Source organism: Nonomuraea sp. NPDC001684 (genome assembly GCF_053596515.1).
This window is the reverse complement of record NZ_JBSFGJ010000171.1, coordinates 1-18,699: the sequence shown is the minus strand read 5'-3', so window position 1 is coordinate 18,699 and position 18,699 is coordinate 1. Positions and strand designations below refer to the sequence as shown.

The 18,699-nt window shown below is 72.0% G+C and carries 23 protein-coding genes; 12 read left to right on the top strand and 11 right to left on the bottom strand.

The window, feature by feature from the left end; genetic code table 11:
* The first annotated feature begins 298 nt into the window (after positions 1–298).
* Together ACWCSD_RS26985 and ACWCSD_RS26980 are read left to right on the top strand one after the other, a co-directional pair.
* A complete protein-coding gene (locus tag ACWCSD_RS26985; RefSeq protein ID WP_352325471.1) occupies positions 299–1,693 on the top strand; it encodes an NAD(P)H-quinone dehydrogenase in 1,395 nt (464 codons plus the stop codon).
* Between the two features lie 138 nt (positions 1,694–1,831).
* Positions 1,832–2,338, top strand: coding sequence for a hypothetical protein (locus ACWCSD_RS26980; RefSeq protein ID WP_397165277.1), 507 nt, complete (start codon positions 1,832–1,834; stop codon positions 2,336–2,338).
* A 28-nt stretch (positions 2,339–2,366) separates the two neighbouring features.
* On the opposite strand, the gene ACWCSD_RS26975 is transcribed toward ACWCSD_RS26980, so the two are convergent.
* Positions 2,367–2,912 carry a TIGR03086 family metal-binding protein gene (locus ACWCSD_RS26975; protein WP_449918882.1) on the bottom strand — a complete coding sequence of 182 codons (546 nt, stop codon included), beginning with the start codon at positions 2,910–2,912 and terminating at the stop codon, positions 2,367–2,369.
* Here ACWCSD_RS26975 and ACWCSD_RS26970 point away from each other — a divergent pair.
* Positions 2,911–3,738, top strand: coding sequence for an AraC family transcriptional regulator (locus tag ACWCSD_RS26970; protein ID WP_449918880.1), 828 nt, complete (start codon positions 2,911–2,913; stop codon positions 3,736–3,738). The genes ACWCSD_RS26975 and ACWCSD_RS26970 overlap by 2 nt on opposite strands.
* A 4-nt stretch (positions 3,739–3,742) precedes the next feature.
* On the opposite strand, the gene ACWCSD_RS26965 is transcribed toward ACWCSD_RS26970, so the two are convergent.
* Both ACWCSD_RS26965 and ACWCSD_RS26960 read right to left on the bottom strand, forming a co-directional pair.
* The gene (locus ACWCSD_RS26965) at positions 3,743–4,141 is read right to left on the bottom strand and encodes a DUF5713 family protein (protein WP_397165282.1); all 399 of its coding nucleotides are present in this window, start codon (positions 4,139–4,141) and stop codon (positions 3,743–3,745) included.
* 27 nt (positions 4,142–4,168) lie between these two features.
* Entirely contained in the window at positions 4,169–4,615 is a 447-nt protein-coding gene (locus ACWCSD_RS26960) for a hypothetical protein (protein ID WP_449918877.1), read from the bottom strand.
* 90 nt (positions 4,616–4,705) lie between these two features.
* Between ACWCSD_RS26960 and ACWCSD_RS26955 the strand changes: the two genes are divergently transcribed.
* From ACWCSD_RS26955 to ACWCSD_RS26945, 3 genes are all read left to right on the top strand, one after another.
* Positions 4,706–5,518 (top strand): helix-turn-helix domain-containing protein, encoded by an 813-nt coding sequence (locus ACWCSD_RS26955; RefSeq protein WP_397165284.1) that lies wholly within the window; start codon positions 4,706–4,708, stop codon positions 5,516–5,518.
* A gap of 80 nt (positions 5,519–5,598) precedes the next feature.
* On the top strand, positions 5,599–5,988 hold the full coding sequence (locus tag ACWCSD_RS26950) for a VOC family protein (protein ID WP_449918874.1): 390 nt from the start codon (positions 5,599–5,601) through the stop codon (positions 5,986–5,988).
* A gap of 60 nt (positions 5,989–6,048) precedes the next feature.
* On the top strand, positions 6,049–6,552 hold the full coding sequence (locus tag ACWCSD_RS26945; protein ID WP_449918872.1) for an N-acetyltransferase family protein: 504 nt from the start codon (positions 6,049–6,051) through the stop codon (positions 6,550–6,552).
* Here the strand turns inward: ACWCSD_RS26945 and ACWCSD_RS26940 are convergent.
* Positions 6,486–6,863 carry a hypothetical protein gene (locus ACWCSD_RS26940; protein ID WP_397165288.1) on the bottom strand — a complete coding sequence of 126 codons (378 nt, stop codon included), beginning with the start codon at positions 6,861–6,863 and terminating at the stop codon, positions 6,486–6,488. The two genes, ACWCSD_RS26945 and ACWCSD_RS26940, sit on opposite strands and share 67 nt — an antisense overlap.
* A gap of 169 nt (positions 6,864–7,032) precedes the next feature.
* On the opposite strand from ACWCSD_RS26940, the gene sigJ reads away from it, so the two are divergent.
* Together sigJ and ACWCSD_RS26930 are read left to right on the top strand one after the other, a co-directional pair.
* Positions 7,033–7,926, top strand: a complete 894-nt coding sequence (sigJ, locus tag ACWCSD_RS26935; protein WP_449918869.1) for an RNA polymerase sigma factor SigJ — start codon at positions 7,033–7,035, stop codon at positions 7,924–7,926.
* A 65-nt stretch (positions 7,927–7,991) separates the two neighbouring features.
* Complete coding sequence (locus ACWCSD_RS26930; protein ID WP_397165292.1) at positions 7,992–8,492, top strand: carboxymuconolactone decarboxylase family protein; 501 nt, start codon at positions 7,992–7,994, stop codon at positions 8,490–8,492.
* Between the two features lie 10 nt (positions 8,493–8,502).
* Here ACWCSD_RS26930 and ACWCSD_RS26925 read toward each other — a convergent pair whose 3' ends face one another.
* From ACWCSD_RS26925 to ACWCSD_RS26895, 7 genes are all read right to left on the bottom strand, one after another.
* Positions 8,503–9,264 (bottom strand): PIG-L deacetylase family protein, encoded by a 762-nt coding sequence (locus ACWCSD_RS26925; protein WP_397165294.1) that lies wholly within the window; start codon positions 9,262–9,264, stop codon positions 8,503–8,505.
* 8 nt (positions 9,265–9,272) lie between these two features.
* A complete protein-coding gene (locus tag ACWCSD_RS26920; protein ID WP_397165296.1) occupies positions 9,273–10,409 on the bottom strand; it encodes an ROK family transcriptional regulator in 1,137 nt (378 codons plus the stop codon).
* Between the two features lie 2 nt (positions 10,410–10,411).
* Positions 10,412–11,233: a carbohydrate ABC transporter permease gene (locus ACWCSD_RS26915; protein ID WP_358282444.1), complete on the bottom strand. Its 822-nt coding sequence runs from the start codon at positions 11,231–11,233 to the stop codon at positions 10,412–10,414.
* 1 nt (position 11,234) lies between these two features.
* A complete protein-coding gene (locus ACWCSD_RS26910; protein ID WP_397165298.1) occupies positions 11,235–12,116 on the bottom strand; it encodes a carbohydrate ABC transporter permease in 882 nt (293 codons plus the stop codon).
* A gap of 3 nt (positions 12,117–12,119) precedes the next feature.
* Entirely contained in the window at positions 12,120–13,547 is a 1,428-nt protein-coding gene (ngcE, locus tag ACWCSD_RS26905) for an N-acetylglucosamine/diacetylchitobiose ABC transporter substrate-binding protein (protein ID WP_387669034.1), read from the bottom strand.
* 112 nt (positions 13,548–13,659) lie between these two features.
* Positions 13,660–14,637, bottom strand: a complete 978-nt coding sequence (locus ACWCSD_RS26900; RefSeq protein WP_397165300.1) for an N-acetylglucosamine kinase — start codon at positions 14,635–14,637, stop codon at positions 13,660–13,662.
* Positions 14,631–15,881 (bottom strand): 6-phospho-beta-glucosidase, encoded by a 1,251-nt coding sequence (locus tag ACWCSD_RS26895; protein ID WP_449918862.1) that lies wholly within the window; start codon positions 15,879–15,881, stop codon positions 14,631–14,633. The genes ACWCSD_RS26900 and ACWCSD_RS26895 overlap by 7 nt, the downstream gene beginning before the upstream one ends.
* 179 nt (positions 15,882–16,060) lie before the next feature.
* Here ACWCSD_RS26895 and ACWCSD_RS26890 point away from each other — a divergent pair, with 179 nt between their 5' ends.
* From ACWCSD_RS26890 to ACWCSD_RS26875, 4 genes are all read left to right on the top strand, one after another.
* Positions 16,061–16,660 (top strand): dihydrofolate reductase family protein, encoded by a 600-nt coding sequence (locus ACWCSD_RS26890; RefSeq protein ID WP_449918859.1) that lies wholly within the window; start codon positions 16,061–16,063, stop codon positions 16,658–16,660.
* A 321-nt stretch (positions 16,661–16,981) separates the two neighbouring features.
* A complete protein-coding gene (locus ACWCSD_RS26885) occupies positions 16,982–17,797 on the top strand; it encodes a helix-turn-helix domain-containing protein (protein WP_397165303.1) in 816 nt (271 codons plus the stop codon).
* The gene (locus tag ACWCSD_RS26880) at positions 17,785–17,940 is read left to right on the top strand and encodes a DUF397 domain-containing protein (RefSeq protein ID WP_397165304.1); all 156 of its coding nucleotides are present in this window, start codon (positions 17,785–17,787) and stop codon (positions 17,938–17,940) included. Before ACWCSD_RS26885 ends, ACWCSD_RS26880 begins: the two co-directional genes overlap by 13 nt.
* Before the next feature lie 259 nt (positions 17,941–18,199).
* Positions 18,200–18,699: RNA polymerase sigma factor (locus ACWCSD_RS26875; protein ID WP_449918855.1), on the top strand; the 500-nt coding region annotated here is incomplete at its 3' end.

Genomic DNA, 18,699 nt, shown 5'->3' with positions numbered 1-18,699 from the left:
GATCGGGGAGTGCGGGGCGCGCATGGCCATCTGCTCGGGGTCCATGTTCATCCCGTAGGAGCCGTAAAGCCGTAGATCATTCGGCTTCCCTGATTGATCCGAAAGCCACGCCACGATCCACCCCTCTCGCCGGGTGCCGCTCGTCATCCAGCTACCGCGCCATACTGCCACGCTGACCCGGCGTGTCGGTCCATCAAGCCGGGCACGGAAGGCCCATGTGTCCCCCATGTCCGCCGGAGCGTGATCCCGTCATGGGCCGGTTGCGGCTTCCGGGGGCACGTGCGGGAGAATGGGACACGTGACGAGGATCGTGATCATTGGTGGCGGGCCGGGCGGCTACGAAGCGGCGCTGGTGGCCGCCCAACTAGGCGCACAGGTCACGATGGTCGAGCAGGACGGGCCGGGCGGGGCCTGCGTGCTCACCGACTGCGTGCCGTCCAAGACGCTGATCGCCACCTCCGTCCGCAAGCAGGCCCTGCTCGACGCGCCCTCGCTCGGCGTGTCGTTCTCGGGCGGCCCCGACGGCGACGCCGGCGTGGTCGGCGTCGACCTGCCGCTGGTCAACAAGCGGGTCAAGGAGCTGGCCCAGGCCCAGTCGGCCGACATCGCGACCCGGGTCGAGGCCGAGGGCGTCGAGATCATCAAGGCGCGAGGGCGGCTGGTCGATCCGCAGGTCGTGCGCGCGGGCGACCGTACGATCAGGGCCGACGTGGTGCTCGTGGCCACCGGCGCGACGCCGCGCGTGCTGCCGGGGGCCGAGCCCGACGGCGAGCGCATCCTCACCTGGCGGCAGCTCTACGACCTGGAGGAGCTGCCCGAGCACCTGATCGTGGTCGGCTCCGGCGTGACCGGCGCGGAGTTCGCCGGCGCCTACCGCTCGCTCGGCGCGGAGGTCACGCTGGTCTCCAGCCGCGACCGGATGATGCCCAACGAGGACGCCGACGGCGCCGAGGTCCTGGAGGAGGTCTACCGGCGGCGCGGCATGAACGTCATGGGCCGCTCGCGCGCCTCCTCCGTCAAGCGCACGGCCGACGGCGTGGTGGTGACCCTGGAGGACGGCCGCACGGCCGAGGGCTCCCACGCGCTGATGACGGTCGGCATGGTCCCCAACACCGGCGGCATCGGCCTGGAGGAGGCCGGCGTGCAGCTCGACCGCAACGGCTTCGTCAAGGTCGACAAGGTCTCGCGCACGTCCGCGCCCGGCGTCTACGCGGCCGGCGACTGCACCGGCGTGCTCATGCTGGCCTCGGTCGCCGCCATGCAGGGCCGCATCGCCGTGTGGCACGCGCTGGGCGAGGCCGTCCAGCCGCTGCGGCTGGCCACGGTGGCCTCCAACATCTTCACCGACCCCGAGATCGCGGCCGTCGGCGTGGCGCAGCGCTCGATCGAGGCGGGCGAGATCGACGCGAACGTGGTCAAGCTGCCGCTGGCCACCAACGCGCGGGCCAAGATGCAGGGCTTCAACGACGGCTTCGTCAAGCTGTTCTGCCGCCCCCACACCGGCATCGTGCTCGGCGGCGTGGTCGTGGCACCGCGCGCCTCGGAGCTGATCCTGGCGGTGTCGCTGGCCGTGCAGCAGCGGCTGACGGTCGACCAGGTCGCCCACTCGTTCGCGGTCTACCCGTCGCTGTCGGGCTCGATCACCGAGGCGGCCCGCCGCCTCATGCAGCCCGAGGCCGCCATCGGCATCTAGCCGTCCCTCCTCAACGCGCGAAGCCGTGCGGGTCGTCCTGACCCGCACGGCTTCTTGCTGTCCGCGCTTGCTTCCGCGCCTATTGGATAGTACTGTTATCCAATATCGGATAACAGTACTATCCAATGAGGTGTTCCGGTGACGGTGATCGTTCTTTTGGTGGCCACGTTGGGCTTCCGGCTGCTGGGCGCGCTCGGCGTACGGCGGTTCGGCACGTGGCAGGTGTCGGTGGCGCACGGGCTGGCCGTCATGGTGGTCATGACGGGAAGCGCGCACTTCGTCCCTGAAGGGGTGACCTTCATGCCGAACCACGGCGACCTGGTGCGCATGGTGCCGCCCTTCGTGCCGTTCCCCGCCGCCGTGGTCTACCTGACCGGCGTGCTGGAGCTGGCCGGGGCGATCGGGCTGGTGCTGCCCGCCACCCGCCGGGCGGCCGGGATCTGCCTGGCCCTGCTGTTCGTCGGCCTGCTCCCGGCGAACGTCTACGCGGCGGTCTCCGACGTGCCGTTCGCGGGCGGGGAGGCCACGCCGCTGTGGGAGCGCGTCCCGGAGCAGGTGCTGTACATCGCCGCGGCGCTCTTCGCCGCCTGGCGGCGGGCCGTGGCCGTCCGGGAGGGCGTGGCGCCCGTGCCCGCCGCCCGCTGACCCGTCGTCCCCTTCGCGGGTGGGCCGGTCAGGGCTTCCAGGCCGGGTCGCGGCCGATCAGGCCGAGCAGCCGGTCGAACGGGGGGGCGTCGTCCGGCACCGCCACCGGCGGTCCGAACGCCCCCCTCTGCCGGCCCATCTCCACCGACTGCTCCGTGAACCCCAGTGCGCGGGCGACGGCCTCGGCGTCCGGCTCGTACGCCTGGTCGGTGGCCCTGGCCAGGTCCCAGCCGTGCACGACCATGTCCACCAGCCACAGGTGGGCCACCATGGTCATCGGCAGGCTGCCCAGCGCGGCGCACGTGCCCTCCCACGCCTGCGGCCGCGACCAGGCGGCCAGCATGCGCTCGGCCCGCTCGGGGAAGTCGCCCGCGTACGGGCCCTGCTCGGTGCGCTCCCCGCCGTGCGCGAGCGACGCGAACATCTCCGCCACCCACTCCAGGTGGTTGACCAGCGCCTTGACGTCGAACTCCGCGCACGGCGTCGGGGACCCGAACTGGTCGGGCCGCACGGCGGCCACCAGGCCGGCGGTCCGGTGGGTGACCCGGGTCATCAGCGGCATCATGTCTTCCATGGCAGACATGATGTCCCGCCTGCCTCGGGCGCGGCTTGTAGAAACGCGACAGCGCGGCTGGGTCAACCCCTACGCGGGGCTGGCCGCCTTCGACTTCGCGCGCCAGGCGCCGTCGCCGGAGCTGGCGGCGTACGTCGCCCACTTCTGGGTCGTCACCTGGACCGACCTCGCCGAGCCGTACGAGCAGCGCATCCTGTCGCACCCGACGGTGAACATGACGATCGCCCAGGACTTCCACCGGATCGCGGGGGTGATCGACGGCGGGTTCTCGTACACGATGCGGGGCACCGGCCGCGCGCTCGGCACCCGCTTCCGCCCCGGCGGCTTCCGGACGTTCCTCGGCGGCCCGGTGTCCGAGCTCACCGGCCGCTTCGCAGAGATCGGCGAGATGTTCCCGGCCACCGGCCCGGCGCTGGTCGAAGGCGTGCTGGCCGAGCCGGACGCGGGCGCCGCCATCGCGCTGGTGGAGGCGTTCCTGCGGGCGCTCGGGCCGGCGCCGGACCCGCTCGCCGAGGAGGCCGCGGCCCTGGTGGGGCTGGCCGAGGACGACGTGACCGTGACCAGGGTCGACGAGCTGGCCGCGCGGGCGGGCCGGTCGGTGCGCTCGCTGCAACGGCTCTTCCGGGACTATGTCGGCATCGGCCCCAAATGGGTGATCCGCCACTTCCGGCTGCACGAGGCCGCCGAACGCGTGCGGCAGGGCCTGGACCTGGCCACGCTCGCCGCCGAGCTGGGCTACACCGACCAGGCCCACCTGACCCGCGATTTCACCGCCGCCGTCGGCATGCCGCCCGCCGCCTACGCCCGGCTCAACGCCCGCGCCTGACGCGTCACCACTCGCGGGTGGCGATCAGCTCCTCGACGTCGGCCTCCGGGAAGCCGTAGGTGGTGGCCACGAACCAGAACTCCTCGGCGATCGCCTCCCGCGCGACGGTCTCGATCTCGCTGCCGGCCTCGTGGAACTCCTCGTCGAGCGCGTTGAACTCCTCCGTGGCGGCATGCGTGAGCGCGTAGAGGGAGGCCAGGTCGCCGGGCCGCTCGGTCTCGACGCGTTCGCACAGCCGCAGCAGGACGGCCCTGCCCTTGTCGACGACGTGGTCGGGGTAGTAGCCGTCGGCGTAGAGGGCCTTGAGGAAGGCGTGGCCGATCACCTGCGGATGCGTGGGGGACAACCCGATCTCCATTTCCGTGCGGACGCGGTCGGACGGCTCGATCCTGCCCGCCGCCACCGACAGAATCCGCCGGACGCGTCCAGGTCAGCGCATCAGCTCGTACGCCGCGTACGCCGTGATCCCGTACGCGAGGTGCGGGACGACGTCGGAGACCCACGCGTCCGCCGGCCACTCGCTCGGATGCGTGACGTCGAGCAACGTCAGCGGCACGTTCGAGCCGGACATGGCCAGAGCGGTGAGCGCCAGCACCCCGACCGGCCACGACCTGCGCCGCCCCGACAGGAACCCGTAGGCGATGGCCGAGGCGACGCCGGTCGCGTACCCCATGAGCGAGCCCAGCGCCTCCGTGCGGTTGGCGGCCCGGTCGCCGTCGCCGAGGTCGGTGTGCGTCAGGCCGGACAACTTCGCCACGGCCTGCCGCGGCGTGCTGCTGGCGGCCCGCGCCCGGACGAGCATGTCCAGGTAGGAGACGGTGTTGAGCGCCGTGGTGCCCGCCGCTCCCGCGATCAGTCCCTTGACGAGTGTGTGCATGCCCTGGCCGCTACCCCGACCGGCCCGCCCGTCACCCGCGCGCCGGACCTGGGGGACCGGCGGGCGGCCGGCGGGCCGTACCGTGGCAGGGTGAGCGCCGATGGAATGCCCGCCGCGCTGTCGCCGTACGTGACGACGCTGGCCGCCTACGACCTCGGGCCCGGTTCGGGCGGGGTTCATCGCGGGCTGCCGTCGTCCACGCTGTCGGTCACGATCCCCGAGGACGGCCCGGTCGACATCGCCTGGCTCGGGCGGCCGGGGCCGGGTAGGCGGTTGCGCGCCGCCGTGGCCGGGCTGCACCTCGACGCGGCCGAGCTGCGGCAGCGGGCGGGCACGCGCGGGGTGTGGCTGACGCTCACCCCGCCGGGCGCCGCCGCCCTGCTCGGGGTCCCCGCCTCGGCGCTGGCCGGGGAGGTGGCCGACCTCGCCGACGTCGTCCCGGCGCTGGCCGACCTGCCGGAGCGGCTGGCGGGCTGCCGGTCCTGGGCCCAGCGCCGCGCCCTGGTCGAACACCGTCTGCTCGCGGGGCTGGCCCGCCACGGCGACCGCACCGCCCGCCGCGCCTCGCGGGCCACGCTCGCGGCCCTGTCCGGGACCGCCCGGGTCGAGGAGGCCGCCCGGCTGCTCGGGTGCTCGCGGCGGCACCTGAGCGGGGCGGTGCGCGGCGAGTTCGGGGTGACGCCGAAGGAGTACCAGCGGCTCGTCCGCTTCGAGGCCGCCCGGCGCCGGCTGGTGGCCGCCGCGCGCTCCGGACGGCCGGCGCTCGCGGAGGTGGCCGCCGCCTCGGGCTTCGCCGACCAGGCGCACCTGACCAGGGAGTGGCGCGCGATGGCCGGTTGCACGCCCACGGAATGGCTGCGCGCCGAAGGCCCGCCCGCCCCGCCTCCTGCAGTTCCACACTGACCCCCGGGCCTGCGGCGCCCGCCGTGGTCCGTGCCCGTTTGTTCAAGACTCCGGCCGCCGCGCGCCGCCACGATGGCCACATGGACCTGCACTTCGTTCCTCGCCTCATCGTGCCCGACCCCGACCGGGCGTCCGCCTTCTACCGGGACGCCCTGGGCAGCGAGGAGGTGTTCCGCGCCGCACCGGGCGACGACGGGCGGCCCACCGTCATCGAGCACCGCCTCGGCGGCGCCGCGTTCCGGGTCTCGCCCGCCGTCGCCGACTGGGGCTGGCTCTCGCCGGACGACCTGGGCGGCTCGCCGGTGCTCCTGGAGATCGTCGTCGATGACCCGGATGCCATCGGCGAGCGCATGACCGCCCAGGGCGCGCGGACGCTCGTGCCGATCGAGAACCGGCCCTACGGCCTGCGCTCCGGCCGCCTCCGCGACCCGTACGGCCACCTGTGGATCCTCACCGGCGACCCGCGCTGAGGCGCCGGGCGGCGCGGTGGCCCTTTTTTCCCGCAGGTCCGGCCTGTCATGCTGCTCGGCATGGAGGACATGGCTCAGGCGCACGTCCGCATCCGGCCCTACCGCGAAGAGGACCGTCCGGGGGTGCTGGCGCTGGCGCCCCGGCTGGCGGAGGGGGTCGCGGCCTGGCGGGACCCCGGCGCGGCCGTACGGGCGGCGGAGCGGTGGCTCGCCGGGTCCGTCGCCGCGGCGGGGGAACGACGGGGAGCGGTCTTCGTCGCCGTGCGCGGCTCCCGGGTGGTCGGCGTCGTCTCGGTGGACCGGCAGCGGCACTTCACCGGCGACGAGGACGCCTACGTCGGCGAGCTGGCCGTCGCCCCGGACGCCGTCCGCGCTGGCCTGGGCCGCCGGCTCATGGCGGCGGCCGAGGACTGGGCCCGTGACCAGGGGCTGCGCCACCTCACCCTGGAGACGGGCGCCGCCAACACCACAGCCCGCCAGTTCTACGCCGCTCTCGGCTACACGGAGGAGAGCGTGCGGCTGGCCCGGTCGCTGGACCGCGCCGTCCAGACCCGGCTGAGCTGAAGCACGCTGCCGGCGAACAGCAGCACGCCCAGCGGCACGTGCAGGGCCGTCACGTGCGCGATGCCCAGCGCGACCTGGGCGCTGACCAGCACCAGGAACCCGGCCGCGTGCATGATCGGCTTCGGCGAGCCGCCGCCCGGCCGCCACGCCAGGATCGCGGCCACCAGGTGCAGCACCGCCACGACGAACACCGTGTACGCGGCGGCGCTGTGCAGCGGCTGCCCGTTGGGCACCGACAACAGCAGCCCGGCGGTGACCGGCGCGGCGAACAGGGCCAGGGTCTGCAGGATGATCGCGACACGTAGCAACATGGGGTACTCCTCGACCGCCGGGTGACGGCGGTCCGCTTCTGGGGCTTGCCTTCGAAAAGTCCGACGACGTGGCCGCCGGATATGTGAGGTGGCGCGGTGACCTCACATCCGGGAGCGCCGTCTCGTCGGACACACTAGGGCAAATGCGACTAAGGGAGTCGTCCACATCATGACCACCGCACCCGACCCCGGCCTGGACGCGATCATGAGCGAGCGCCGGCAGCTCATCAACCTCGCCTACCGCCTCCTCGGCTCGCTGGCCGACGCCGAGGACGTCGTCCAGGAGACCTACACCCGCTGGTACGCCATGTCCCCCGGGCAGCAGGAGGCCATCGAGTCGCCGGGCGCCTGGCTGACCAGGGTCGCCGGCCGCATCTGCCTGGACGTGCTCGGCTCGGCCCGCGCCCGCCGCGAGCGCTACGTGGGCGAATGGATCCCCGAGCCGCTGCCCGACCGCACGGAATGGGCCGGCGACGACCCCGCCGACCGGGTCACCCTGGACGAGTCGGTCAACATGGCCTTCCTCGTCGTGCTGGAGTCGATGACGCCGGCCGAGCGGGTCGCGTTCGTCCTGCACGACGTCTTCCGCTACCCCTTCGCCGAGGTGGCGGCGATCGTCGGCCGCACCCCGGCCGCCTGCCGCAAGCTGGCCTCCTCCGCCCGGCACCGCGTCGACGCCGCGCGGACCTCGGTGACGCCGGCGGCCCGGCAGGCCGGCATCGTCCGCGAGTTCAAGCAGGCGTGGGAGGCCAAGGACATCAACGCCCTCATCGCCCTGCTCGACCCCGGCGTGGTCGGCGTCGCCGACGGCGGCGGGGTGGTCAACGCCGTGCTGCGGCCGATCGAGGGCGCCGCGCGGGTGGCCCGCTACGCCGTCGAGATCGCCACCAGGGCGCCGGCCATGACGCTGCTGGAGCGCACCGTCAACGGCCGCCCCGGCCTGGTGGCCCAGCGCGACGGGGTCACCGTGATGGTCGTGGCGTTCGACGTGGCGGAGGGCCGGATCAAGCGGCTGTGGGCGGTGCGCAACCCCGACAAGCTGCACCCCTGGACGGCGGCCTGACCCTCACATTTCCGGACGCTGCGTCGTCGGACCGCCGAGACACGATCGCAGAAGAAGGGAAGCCGATGTCCACGACGACCGAGCAGGAGAACCTCCAGTCGCGTCTGCCCGATCCCTCCAGGTTCTTCCCCGAGCTGGGGGAGATCGCGGTGGCCATGACCAAGGCCACCCGCAACGGCGCGATTCCGGGGAGCACCGTCGGCCTGGTACAACTGCGCGCCGGGCAGATCGTCGGCAGCACGTACCACACGGTCCGGCAGGCCGACCTGCTGCGCCGGGCGGGGGAGCCGGACGAGCGCCTGGCCGCCGTGGCGTCCTGGCGGGACGCCCCCTACTTCTCCGGCGCCGAACGGGTGGCGCTGGAGCTGGTGGAGGCCGTCCTCACCGCGAACCCGGCCGGGGAACGCGTCCCCGACGAGCTGTACGCCAGGGCGGCCGCCCACTACGACGACAAGGCCCTGTGGACGCTCGTCCTGGCGATCGGCCAGATCTGCTTCTTCATCCCCGTCGCCGTCATAGCCAAGCCGATCCCCGGCAGGCCCCCCGGCAAGAACTACACCGGCTGACGCCGGGCCGCTACGCGACCGGGGCGGCGGTCCCGGCGAGCAGGCGGCCGACCTCTTCCCGGTCGGCCTTCCTGCCGTAGCCGGCGAACTGGAAGGTCTCCTCCTTCAGGAACTCCGCCCAGTGTTCGAGCACGAACGCCCGTCCGGCGGCCACGTCACCGGGCGGGGGCGCCTGGTCCAGGAAGCCCCGCTGCCACGGCGCGAACTCCAGGAACTGGGAGGCGTGGGCCAGGCACGCGTCGAGCTTGGCCGTCAGCACCGAGGACACGTCCACCACCACGTCGGGCCGGTGGACGGGGGCGGAGGCGTAGTCCGTCATGAGCAGGCACACCGGCATGCGCCGCAGGGCCGGCTTGCCCACCTCCAGGTTGCGCGTCATCGCGAACTCGACCGCGTGCGCGGCCAGTTGCCCGGCGGCCCGGTTGTCGGGGTGGCCGCCGCCGTCGGCGTGCAGGGCGATCACCAGGTCGGGCCGCCAGGCGCGGATCTGCGCCAGCACCCGCAACCGCAGCTCGACGGTGGGTTCCAGCATGCCGTCGTGCACGTCGAAGATCTCGTAGTCCACCACGCCCAGCGCGTCGGCCGCGCGCCACGCCTCCTCGGCGCGGCGGCGCGCCAGCGGGCCGCGCTCCAGCTCGTGGTGCCCGGCGTCGCCGTTGGTGAGCGTCAAAAACTTCACCGCGTGGCCGGCCTGTGCCAGCAGCGCGGCCGTGCCGCCCGCGTAGATCTCGGGCTCGTCGGGATGAGCGGCGATCACGAGGGTTCTCAACATGTGCGTCCTTAGGGGTTGGATTCACCGGTACGACCGGCCGTACCGGCTTGGAAGACCCGCTCGCGGGTCAGGTCCAGGGCGTAGCTGAGAGCGCCGCCGAGCACGGCGTTGCCGTTCACGGCGCTGAGGGCGACGGTCACCGGCACCAGCGGCGTCGAGGCCAGACGGTCGGCGACCCGCGCCCTGAGCGGCTCGCCTCCCGCGACGCACAGCGGCCCGGCCAGCACGACCAGGCCCGGGTCCAGCACCCCGATCGCGGCCGTCACGCCGAGCGCCACCCGCGCGGCGGCGTCGTCGAGGAAGCCCTGGGGGGCCTCGGCCAGCGTGCGGCTCACGGCGGTGAGCGCGGGGTCGCCGGGCAGGCCGTGCGCCTGCGCCAGCGCGGCCAGCGGCTCGGCGCCGAGCAGCGCGCCGAGCGGCCCGCCGTCCTGCCCGTAGCGGCGGCCGGTGGTCACCGGGTCGGGCACGATGACCGAGCCGACCTCGCCGCCGCGCCCGGTGACGCCCCGCCAGAGCGCGCCGTTGAGCACGACTCCCGCGCCGACCCCGCCGCCCACCCAGAACAGCACGAAGCTGCTGTCGTCGTGCTCCTGGAGCTCGCGGATGGCGACCAGGTTGACGTCGTTCTCCAGGCGCACGTTGCCCGGCAGGTCGTCCAGGCCGGACCAGCCCGACAGCTGCACGGCCTGCCGCAGCCGACGGCCGTCGGCCTCCACCACGCCCGGCACGCCCACCACGACCTGGTCGAGCCGGTCCAGCTCGAAGCCGGCCGCGGCGACCGTCTCGGCCAGCAGCCGCCGGGCGTCGCCGGTCGCCTCGGTGCGATGGGTGCCGAGCACCCGGCCGGTCAGGTCGGCGACCGACACCTCGATCGAGCTCGTGGTGAGATCGACCCCCGCGACGCGCGCGGCCGAGCCGTCGAGCTGCCACATCTGCGCGGCCGGCCCGGCGTTGCCCGGCTTGAGGCCGGCCTTCCTGGCCAGCCCGCTGTTCTCCAGCCTGCGCAGCACCTCGGCCGCCGACGCCTTGGACAGGCCCGTGTGCAGTTCCAGCTCGGCGCGGGTGAGGCCGCCGTGCTCAAGGAGCAGGGTGAGCGCGGCGCGCTCGTTGAGCGTGCGGAAGACGGTGGGGTTTCCTGAAGACATTCCTACTTCAGCGCTCCTGAGGTCAGCCCGGACTGGATATGTCGCTGGAAGACGATATAGATCAGCACGACGGGAAGCACCGTCATGCTGAGGGCGGCGAACAGTCCGGGCCAGTCGGCCTCGTACCCGGCGATGGTGGAGATGTCGGCCACGCCCTGGGTGATGACCCACAGGCTCTTGTCGCCGGGCAGCAGGACCAGCGGGATGAGGTACTGGTTCCACTGGCCGAGCACGTTGAAGATGGTCAGGCTGACCAGCGCCGGGCGGGCCATGGGCAGCATGACCTGGAAGAACGTGCGGGTGTGCGAGGCCCCGTCGATCATCGCCGCCTCGGCCACCGCGTCCGGCAGCGCCCTGAAGAAGGACGTCAGGAAGAACACCGTGAACGGCAGCGAGTAGGCGACGTAGACCAAAACCAGGCCGACGTGGCTGTTGAGCAGCCCGAGCCCGTCCACCACGAAGAACAGCGGCACGAGCGCCAGGAAGACAGGGAAGGCCATGCCGGAGACGAACAGGAAGTAGACCAGCCGGTTGCCCGGGAAGCGGTAGCGGGCCAGCACGTACGCGGCCATCGAGCTGAGCAGCATCGTCCCGGCCACGCCGAAGAAGACCACGATGACCGTGTTGAGCAGGTAGCGACCGATGTTGGCCCGCTCCCAGGCCCGCGCCCAGTTGTCCCAGCGCAGTTCGCCGGGCAGTTGCAGGGCGTCGCCGAAGATCTCGGCGTTGCTCTTGAACGAGGCCAGCAGGGTCCACAGCAGCGGGGCGATGATGAGCAACGCCCAGAGGCCGAGAACAGCCTGGATGCTGATTTTTCGGAACATTTCAGTAGACGACCTTCTGGCGGCGGGTCACGCGCAACGTCAGCGCGGCGAAGGTGAGGGTCAGGAAGAACAGCGCCACGCCCATGGCCGAGGCGTAGCCGAACCGGGAGTAGGAGAAGGCGTTCTTGTAGATCTCCGTGGCCAGCACGGTGGTCGCGCCGTCCGGCCCGCCCTGCTCCACCGACAGGACGTTGACCAACGCGAACCCGTCGAACGCGGCGATCCCCAGATAGACCCAGGCCACCTGGACGGTGTCCCACACCAGGGGCAGCGTGATGGAGAAGAACGTGCGCAGCCGCCCGGCGCCGTCGAGGGCGGCCGCCTCGAACACGTCCTTCGGAATGGCCGCCATCCCGGCCGAGAACAGCACGACGTAGAAGCCGACCGCCTGCCACACCATCACCGCGATGATCGACCACAGCGCCAGGTTCTGGTCCGTCAGCCAGCCGACCGGCTCGACGCCCAGCTTCGCCAGCGCGCCGTTCAGCACGCCGCTCGCGTCCGGCCGGTAGACGGCCTTGAACAGCACCCCGACCACCGCGACCGCCAGCACCTGCGGCAGGAAGAAGATCACCCGGTAGAACCGGGCTCCCGGCGTGCCCGCCGAGTCGCCGAGCAGGTACGCGAAGACCAGCGCGAGCGCGATGGTCACCAACGGCAGCGTGACCAGCAGGATCGCGTGGTTGCGGACCGCCTGCCAGAACGCGTCGTTGCCGAGCATCCGCCGGAAGTTGTCCAGGCCGACGAAGTTCAGGTTCGCCGACACCCCGCGCCAGTCCGTCAGCGCGATCTGGAACGCCTGGACGTACGGGCTGATCACGAAGACCGCGTAGAGGACCACGGGCAGGGCGAGGAAGCCCGCGACGAAGCCGTGCCGCCTCATCGCTCAGACGCTCCTGGTCTGCTTGGCGATCGCGGAGTCCGCCTTGAGCTCGTCGGCCTTCTTCTGCATGTTCGCGCAGAACTGCTCGGGCGTGATGCGTCCGGACATCACCGAGTTGGTCTGGACCTGCCCGTGGTCGAACAGCTCTTTGTACCAGCCCTCGAAGCGGGCGTCGGTGATGATGTTCGTCCCGGCCGCCTCCTGGGCCTTGGCCGCGCTGCGCACGGCCGAGGTCAGGTCGAGGCCGTCCACGACGCCGTTGACGACGGTGAGGTTCTTGGTCAGCTCGGTGTAGCCGCGCGCGCCCTCCCGCGACAACATCATGCGCAGGTACTCCAGGCCGCCCTGCGGGTTCTTGCCCTTGGCCGCCACGAAGAACGCCTCGCTCACCCCGATCATGATCGCCTCGTACGGCATCGCGTCGGCGGCGGTGATGCTGGGCACCGGGGCGATCGCGTACTCGAACGAGGCCGGCCGGTCCTTGGCCATCTCGTTCTCCAGCCAGGAGCCGCAGGGGTAGAACAGCACCTTGTCCTGCAGGTGCTTGACCTGCGTCTGGGTGTGGTCGAGACCGAAGTACGCCTTGTCGCCGAAGTCGCGCTGCACCTGCGCCCACGCCGCGACGGCCTGCCGTACGGGCTCGGCCTGCCAGGCGCCGTCGGCGAGGTTGTCGATGTCGACGATCACCTTGTTGCCGCCGATCTTGGCGGCGCTGTAGACCAGGTTCCAGAGCTGGTAGAACGGGCCGACCTGGCCCGGGTAGGCGAACAGCGCGATGCCGGCCTTCTTGGCCTCCTCGCCGAGGGCGTTGAACTCCGCCCACGTCTTCGGCGCCTGCCAGCCGCGCTGGTCGAACAGCTTGGCGTTGTACCACAGGGCGCGGTGGGCGACCGTGTACTGCAGCACCCGGGGCACGCCGTCGATCAGCGAGTTCTCGTAGACGCCGCCGACCAGGGTGTCGCGCACCTTCTTGGCCGGGTCCGCCAGGGAGGGGGCGTCGAACAGCGGCGTCAGGTCGGCGAGGTGCCCCTCGGCGACGAGCGACTGCAGGTCGAGGGCGTCGGGGCCGGAGTTGTTGACCACGTCGGGCGCGTCGCCGCTGATGAAGCGGGGGCGCAGCTGCGTGCCGACCTTCTGGGTGGGCACGTGCTTGATCTTGGCGGTCTTGTACGCCTTGCTGTAGAGGGCCTCGTGCAGGTCGGTCGCGTAGCCGTCGCCGTTGCCGCCGCTGAAGATCACGACTTCCAGCTGTCTGGCGGCGTCCACGCCGAGGGGGTTGGCGGCCGAGGTGGGCGCGGCCGAGGTGGAGGCGACCGGAGCGGCGGAGCGGCCCGTGGCGCACGCGGCGAGCAGCCCTGCGCCCGGGCCCGCCGTCAGGGCGGTGAGTCCGATACGTCGAAGAACCTCACGTCGGCTGGGGTTGGTGGACATGGGGGGCCTCCTTGACCGCCAACCGTCCGGATACTTTCCAGACGGTTGGCGGCTGACTCTAGACTTACCGCTCCACGTGCGTCAATACCTCTCTAGAACTGCGCTCGGATTCTCAGGACGCTGCCCGGACCTCCTGGAACTGGGCTCGAAGGTGAGCCTTGGCCTCCTCGGAGGCCCCGATGCGGTCCAGGGCGTTCAGCGCGGCCCCGACGATCGGCGGCTGGTCCGGGATCACCTGCTTGGCCAGCGGAGCCCGTACGGCGAACCGCTCCTCCAGCATCGCGACCAGCAGCGGGATGCGCGCGTGCAGCACGCCTCCGCCCAGCACGACCTCCGTCGGCGTCTCCAGCAGGTCCAGGCGGCGCAGGCACACCTCGGCCATCACCACGATCTCGTCGGCCAGCCGGGTGACCAGCTCCAGCGCGATCGCGTCAGCCGACGCGGCGGCCTCGAACACCTTGGGGGCGAGCGCGGTCAGGTGATGCCGCTCGATCTGCCCGAAATGCACCCCGAGCACCACCTCCTCGACCGTCCGTGTGCCGAAGTGCTCCTTGATCAGGCCGGCGAGCGCGGTGGGCGCGCCCCGGCCGTCCTCGGCGCGGATGGCGTGCCACAACGCCTCCTCGGCCAGGCCGCCGCCACCGCCCCAGTCGCCGCTGATCCGGCCGAGCGCGGGGAAGCGGGCCACCCCGCCCGTGGGCGAGACGCCGACCGCGTTGATGCCCGCGCCGCACACCACCGCGACGCCGCTCGGCCCGGACGCCCCCGACCGCAGCAGCGCGAAGCTGTCGTTGCCCACGACGACGTCGGCCGCCATCCCGCGGGCGCGGAACTCGGCCGCCAGGGCCTCCTCCTCCACCGGCAGGTCGGCCCCGGCCAGGTAGGCGTGGAGCTGGTCGGCGTACGGGGGAGCCGCTGGCGGTCCGAGCGCCCGCCGCACGGCCTCCTCCACGACGTCCACCGCCGCCGGCACGCCGACGGTCTGCGGCTCGAACGGCCCGCCGTCGCCCTGGGCCAGGATCGTGCCGTCGCCCGAGAGCACGACGACGTGCGTCTTGCTGTTGCCCGCGTCCACGGCGATGATCACCATGGCAGGTACCGCTCGTTCGCCGCCAGCAGCAGGCCGGTCAGCTCGTCCGCGACGGCCTCCTGGCCGATCAGCGGATGGGCCAGCAACGCGTTGCGCACCCGGTCCGCGCCGCCGTGCAGCGCCGCGTCGAGGGCCAGCTCCTCGTACGCGGAGACGTTCGCGATCAGGCCCGCGTACAGCGGCTCCACCGGATCGACCGGCAGCGGCGCGGCCCCGGACGCCGAGACCCTGGCCGGGACCTCGATGACCGCCTCGTCGCGCAGGAACGGCAGCGTCCCGTCGTTGCGGGTGTTGACCACCTGGACGTCGCCCCGGTCGCCGAGCAGCGAGGCGATCAGTGCGACGGCGGCCTCGGAGTAGTAGGCGCCGCCCCGCTTGTCCAGCAGCTCCGGCTTGGTGTCCACGGCCGGGTCCGCGTACAGCTCCAGCAGCTGCTGCTCCATCGCCGCGACCTCGGCCGCGCGCGACGGCTTGGCCCGCTGCTCGCTCACCACCAGGTCGTGGGCGTAGAAGTAGCGCAGGTAGTAGGACGGGACCACCTGGAGCCTGCGCAGCAGCCCGACCGGCAGGCCGATGTCGTCGGCCAGCTCCTGCCCGTGCTCGGCGAGCAGCCGCGGCAGCACGTCCACGCCGTCGACCACCACCGACCGCTCCCACGTCAGGTGGTTGAGCCCGACGTGCCCGAGCGCGACCCGCTCCGGCGGCACGCCGAGGTGCCGGGCGAAGCGGCGCTGGAACCCGATGGCCACGTTGCACAGGCCGATCGCGCGGTGCCCGGCGTCCAGCAGCGCCCTGGTGACGATGCCGACCGGGTTGGTGAAGTCGACGATCCAGGTGTCGGGGGCGTGGGCGCGGACCTGCTCGGCCAGTTCCAGCACGACAGGGACCGTGCGCAGGGCCTTGGCGAGACCGCCCGCGCCCGTCGTCTCCTGGCCGACGCAGCCGCACTCCAGCGGCAGCGTCTCGTCCACGTTCCGCGCGGCCTGGCCGCCCACCCGGAGCTGGAAGAGCACGGCGTCCGCGCCCGCGACGCCCTCGGCCACGTCGGCGGTGGCGATCACCTTCGCCGGGTGCCCGGCCCTGCGCAACATCCTGCGGGACACGCCCGCCACCAGGTCGAGCCGCGTGGCGTCCGGGTCGATCAGCGCGATCTCGGTGAGCGGCAGCTCGTCGCGCAGCCTGGCGAAGCCGTCGATGAGCTCGGGGGTGTAGGTCGAACCGCCCCCGATCACGGCGAGTCTCATGTGCAACTCCTCAATTAGGAAACTTTCCTAACCGCCGAACCTACCCGACCGCCTCCGATTCGACTCCTCCCACCCCGTTCCAGGAAATTTCCGCTCACCGTGTAGAGAGCCCGGCACCGGCTCCGACTCCCTGGTGAAGGCGCCGGACGGGCGCCACGGACAACAGGAGACGAACCAGGATGAGCAAGGTCACGTGCGACATGGGGATGTCCGTCGACGGCTACGTGGCGGGGCCGAACCAGAGCCTGGAGCAGCCGTTCGGTGACGGCGTGGGCGACCGGCTGCACGAGTGGATGTTCGCCGAGCCCGAGAAGCACGCCGAGGTCATCGAGGCCATCACGGCGGCCGGGGCGTTCATCATGGGCCGCAACATGTTCGACCCCGGCCGCGGCGCCTTCGACCTGGACTGGACCGGCTGGTGGGGGGAGGAGCCGCCGTACCACGCGCCGGTGTTCGTCCTCACCCACCACCCGCGCGAGCCGCTGCCCATGAAGGGCGGCACGACGTTCCACTTCGTCACGGACGGCATCGAGGCCGCCTTCGCCATGGCGCGGGAGGCGGCGGGGGACCGCGACATCGCCATCGCCGGCGGCGCCGCCACCGTCAACCAGTACCTGGCCGCCGGGCTCATCGACGAGCTGCGCCTGCACGTCGCGCCGGTGATCCTCGGCCGCGGCGAACGCCTCCTGGCCGACGCCGGCGACATCACCCTCACCCCCGCGGCCCCGCCCACGGGCACCGCCCTGGTCACGCACCTGACGTACCGGGTGGTCCGCTAGCGGGACTTCCAGGCCGGCTCATACGTCACGGTGGCCGTGCGGATCGGCGGCGTGCATGCCGCTCCTGACCGACAGCGCGGCCACCAGGCTCACGTCGTCCAGCCCGCGCCGAATCGCCTGCCGGCTTTGTTCGGGAGCTCGATCGCCGCGCCCCGGCGTCATGCCTTTCCGAAGGGAGACGGCATGGAGAAGTGACATGAACTCCCTTCAAGCGGCGGGGCGTTTCCTGCGGCAAAGCGCTGTCGCCCGGATCCGGCATGAACGGTGGCCCGGCGCGCGCGCCTGGACGGCAATCCCCTGTCCTTGACCTGCGGAGACGCTATGACTTCCGATGTCAGCGACCATTTGTCGCCCAGAGCGCGTTTCGCTCGCGACCTCGCGGAACGCCGTAAAGCGGCTCACCTGACGCAATTCGCGCTTGCTTCACGCATTCACTGCCACGAATCACTCGTCAGTCATGTCGAGAAAGGCCGGCGGGTTCCCACGCTGGAATTCGCGCGCGAGGTGGACAAGGCGTTCGGCGCCGACGGCCATTTCACCAGCCTCCATGAGCGGATCTCCCGGTCGTCTGCTCTGGGCTGGTTCGCACGGTGGGTCGAGGAGATCGAACCGCAAGCCGTCATCCTGCAATCCTGGGATCCGCTGTTGATCCCCGGCATCCTGCAGACCGCCGGCTATGCCCGCGCCGTCTTCTCCACCGCCGTCCCGCGGGATCGTGTCGAAGAGCGGGTCCAAGCCCGCATGCGGCGCATGAGGATCTTCGACAGCGACAGCCCTCCGGCCTTTCTCGCGCTCATCGACGAGGGAGCGCTGCACCGCCCGGTCGGAGGGCCGGAGATCCTGGCGGAGCAGCTCCGCCACCTGCTGGAACTCACCTGCCATTCCAACATCACCATTCAACTGGTGCCCGTCGCCGCCGGTTGCGTGGCCGGCACCATGAGCGCGTTCGCACTGGCGCGGCTGCGCGACGGCTCGGAGGTGGTCTCCGCCGACTCGGTCCTCTCCGGTCAGGTCACCGGAGATCACGAAGCGGTCATGAGCCTCAAGCAGCGATATGACACCATCCGAGCGGACGCACAGCCGAAGAACGTCACACCCCGGGCGATTGAGGAGGCGATCAAAAAATGGACCCAGTAGACCTCCGCGGAGCGGAATGGCGCAAGTCCAGCGCCAGCGCCGACACAGGGCAGTGTGTCGAGGTCGCGACCAACCTTCCGGGGATCATCGCCGTCCGTGACGGCAAGACCCCGCAGGGCCCGGCGCTGGTCTTCTACTCCTGACGAGTGGAAGGTGTTCCTGCACGGCGCCAACCAGGGCGAGTTCGACATCTGAGGGCAGGCGTCTGCCACTTCGGAGCCGGGTTCCTCCAAGGGGCGCGGGGATCGGTAGCTCCCCGTCGGGGGGTGGAGCTTGCACCCACGTGGGCGCCCCCTGAGCGCCGCCGCGCCCATCGGCGAAATCCTTGCAGAGTCACACGAGAACCGGATCCGTCCTATCGGGTGAATGGGGATGTTCAGTCCGAAGAACGGAGTCGAGAGTTTGACGCAGGACACCGAGGTGGACGACGCGGAGGTGATCAGACGTGCCCGCAGCGACCCCGCCGCCTTCTCGGCGTTGTACGACCGGCACGCCCCCGCGCTCCACAGATATGTCACCCGCCGCCTGGGCGATTCGCTGGCCGACGACATCGTGGCCGAGACGTTCCTGGACGCCTTCCGCCGTCTCGCCCGCTACGACACCGCCCACCGCGACGCCCGCCCCTGGCTGTACGGCATCGCCGCCAACCTGATCGGCAAGCACCGCCGTACCGAGACCAGGGCTTACCGCGCCCTGGCCAGGACGGGCCTCGACGCGGTGGCCGAGAGCTACGCCGACCGGGTGGCGGCCCGCGTGTCGGCCGGGGCGGCGCATCGCGAGCTGGCGGGGGCGCTCGCGACGCTGTCGCCGCCGGACCGGGAGGTGCTGCTGATGATCGCCTGGGCGGACCTCAGTTACGGGGAGGTCGCCCGCGCGCTCGGCGTCCCGATCGGGACCGTGCG

Excerpts from the sequence above, each read along its gene's own strand:
- ACWCSD_RS26945 (WP_449918872.1), top strand. The coding sequence starts at position 6,049 with ATGGAGGACATGGCTCAGGCGCACGTCCGCATCCGGCCCTACCGCGAA.
- ngcE (WP_387669034.1), bottom strand. The coding sequence starts at position 13,547 with ATGTCCACCAACCCCAGCCGACGTGAGGTTCTTCGACGTATCGGACTC.
- ACWCSD_RS26970 (WP_449918880.1), top strand. The coding sequence starts at position 2,911 with ATGGCAGACATGATGTCCCGCCTGCCTCGGGCGCGGCTTGTAGAAACG.
- ACWCSD_RS26895 (WP_449918862.1), bottom strand. The coding sequence starts at position 15,881 with ATGAGACTCGCCGTGATCGGGGGCGGTTCGACCTACACCCCCGAGCTC.
- ACWCSD_RS26940 (WP_397165288.1), bottom strand. The coding sequence starts at position 6,863 with ATGTTGCTACGTGTCGCGATCATCCTGCAGACCCTGGCCCTGTTCGCC.
- ACWCSD_RS26950 (WP_449918874.1), top strand. The coding sequence starts at position 5,599 with ATGGACCTGCACTTCGTTCCTCGCCTCATCGTGCCCGACCCCGACCGG.
- ACWCSD_RS26900 (WP_397165300.1), bottom strand. The coding sequence starts at position 14,637 with ATGGTGATCATCGCCGTGGACGCGGGCAACAGCAAGACGCACGTCGTC.
- sigJ (WP_449918869.1), top strand. The coding sequence starts at position 7,033 with ATGACCACCGCACCCGACCCCGGCCTGGACGCGATCATGAGCGAGCGC.
- ACWCSD_RS26960 (WP_449918877.1), bottom strand. The coding sequence starts at position 4,615 with ATGCACACACTCGTCAAGGGACTGATCGCGGGAGCGGCGGGCACCACG.
- ACWCSD_RS26920 (WP_397165296.1), bottom strand. The coding sequence starts at position 10,409 with ATGTCTTCAGGAAACCCCACCGTCTTCCGCACGCTCAACGAGCGCGCC.
- ACWCSD_RS26930 (WP_397165292.1), top strand. The coding sequence starts at position 7,992 with ATGTCCACGACGACCGAGCAGGAGAACCTCCAGTCGCGTCTGCCCGAT.
- ACWCSD_RS26880 (WP_397165304.1), top strand. The coding sequence starts at position 17,785 with ATGGACCCAGTAGACCTCCGCGGAGCGGAATGGCGCAAGTCCAGCGCC.
- ACWCSD_RS26890 (WP_449918859.1), top strand. The coding sequence starts at position 16,061 with ATGAGCAAGGTCACGTGCGACATGGGGATGTCCGTCGACGGCTACGTG.
- ACWCSD_RS26910 (WP_397165298.1), bottom strand. The coding sequence starts at position 12,116 with ATGAGGCGGCACGGCTTCGTCGCGGGCTTCCTCGCCCTGCCCGTGGTC.
- ACWCSD_RS26885 (WP_397165303.1), top strand. The coding sequence starts at position 16,982 with ATGACTTCCGATGTCAGCGACCATTTGTCGCCCAGAGCGCGTTTCGCT.
- ACWCSD_RS26975 (WP_449918882.1), bottom strand. The coding sequence starts at position 2,912 with ATGGAAGACATGATGCCGCTGATGACCCGGGTCACCCACCGGACCGCC.
- ACWCSD_RS26915 (WP_358282444.1), bottom strand. The coding sequence starts at position 11,233 with ATGTTCCGAAAAATCAGCATCCAGGCTGTTCTCGGCCTCTGGGCGTTG.
- ACWCSD_RS26925 (WP_397165294.1), bottom strand. The coding sequence starts at position 9,264 with ATGTTGAGAACCCTCGTGATCGCCGCTCATCCCGACGAGCCCGAGATC.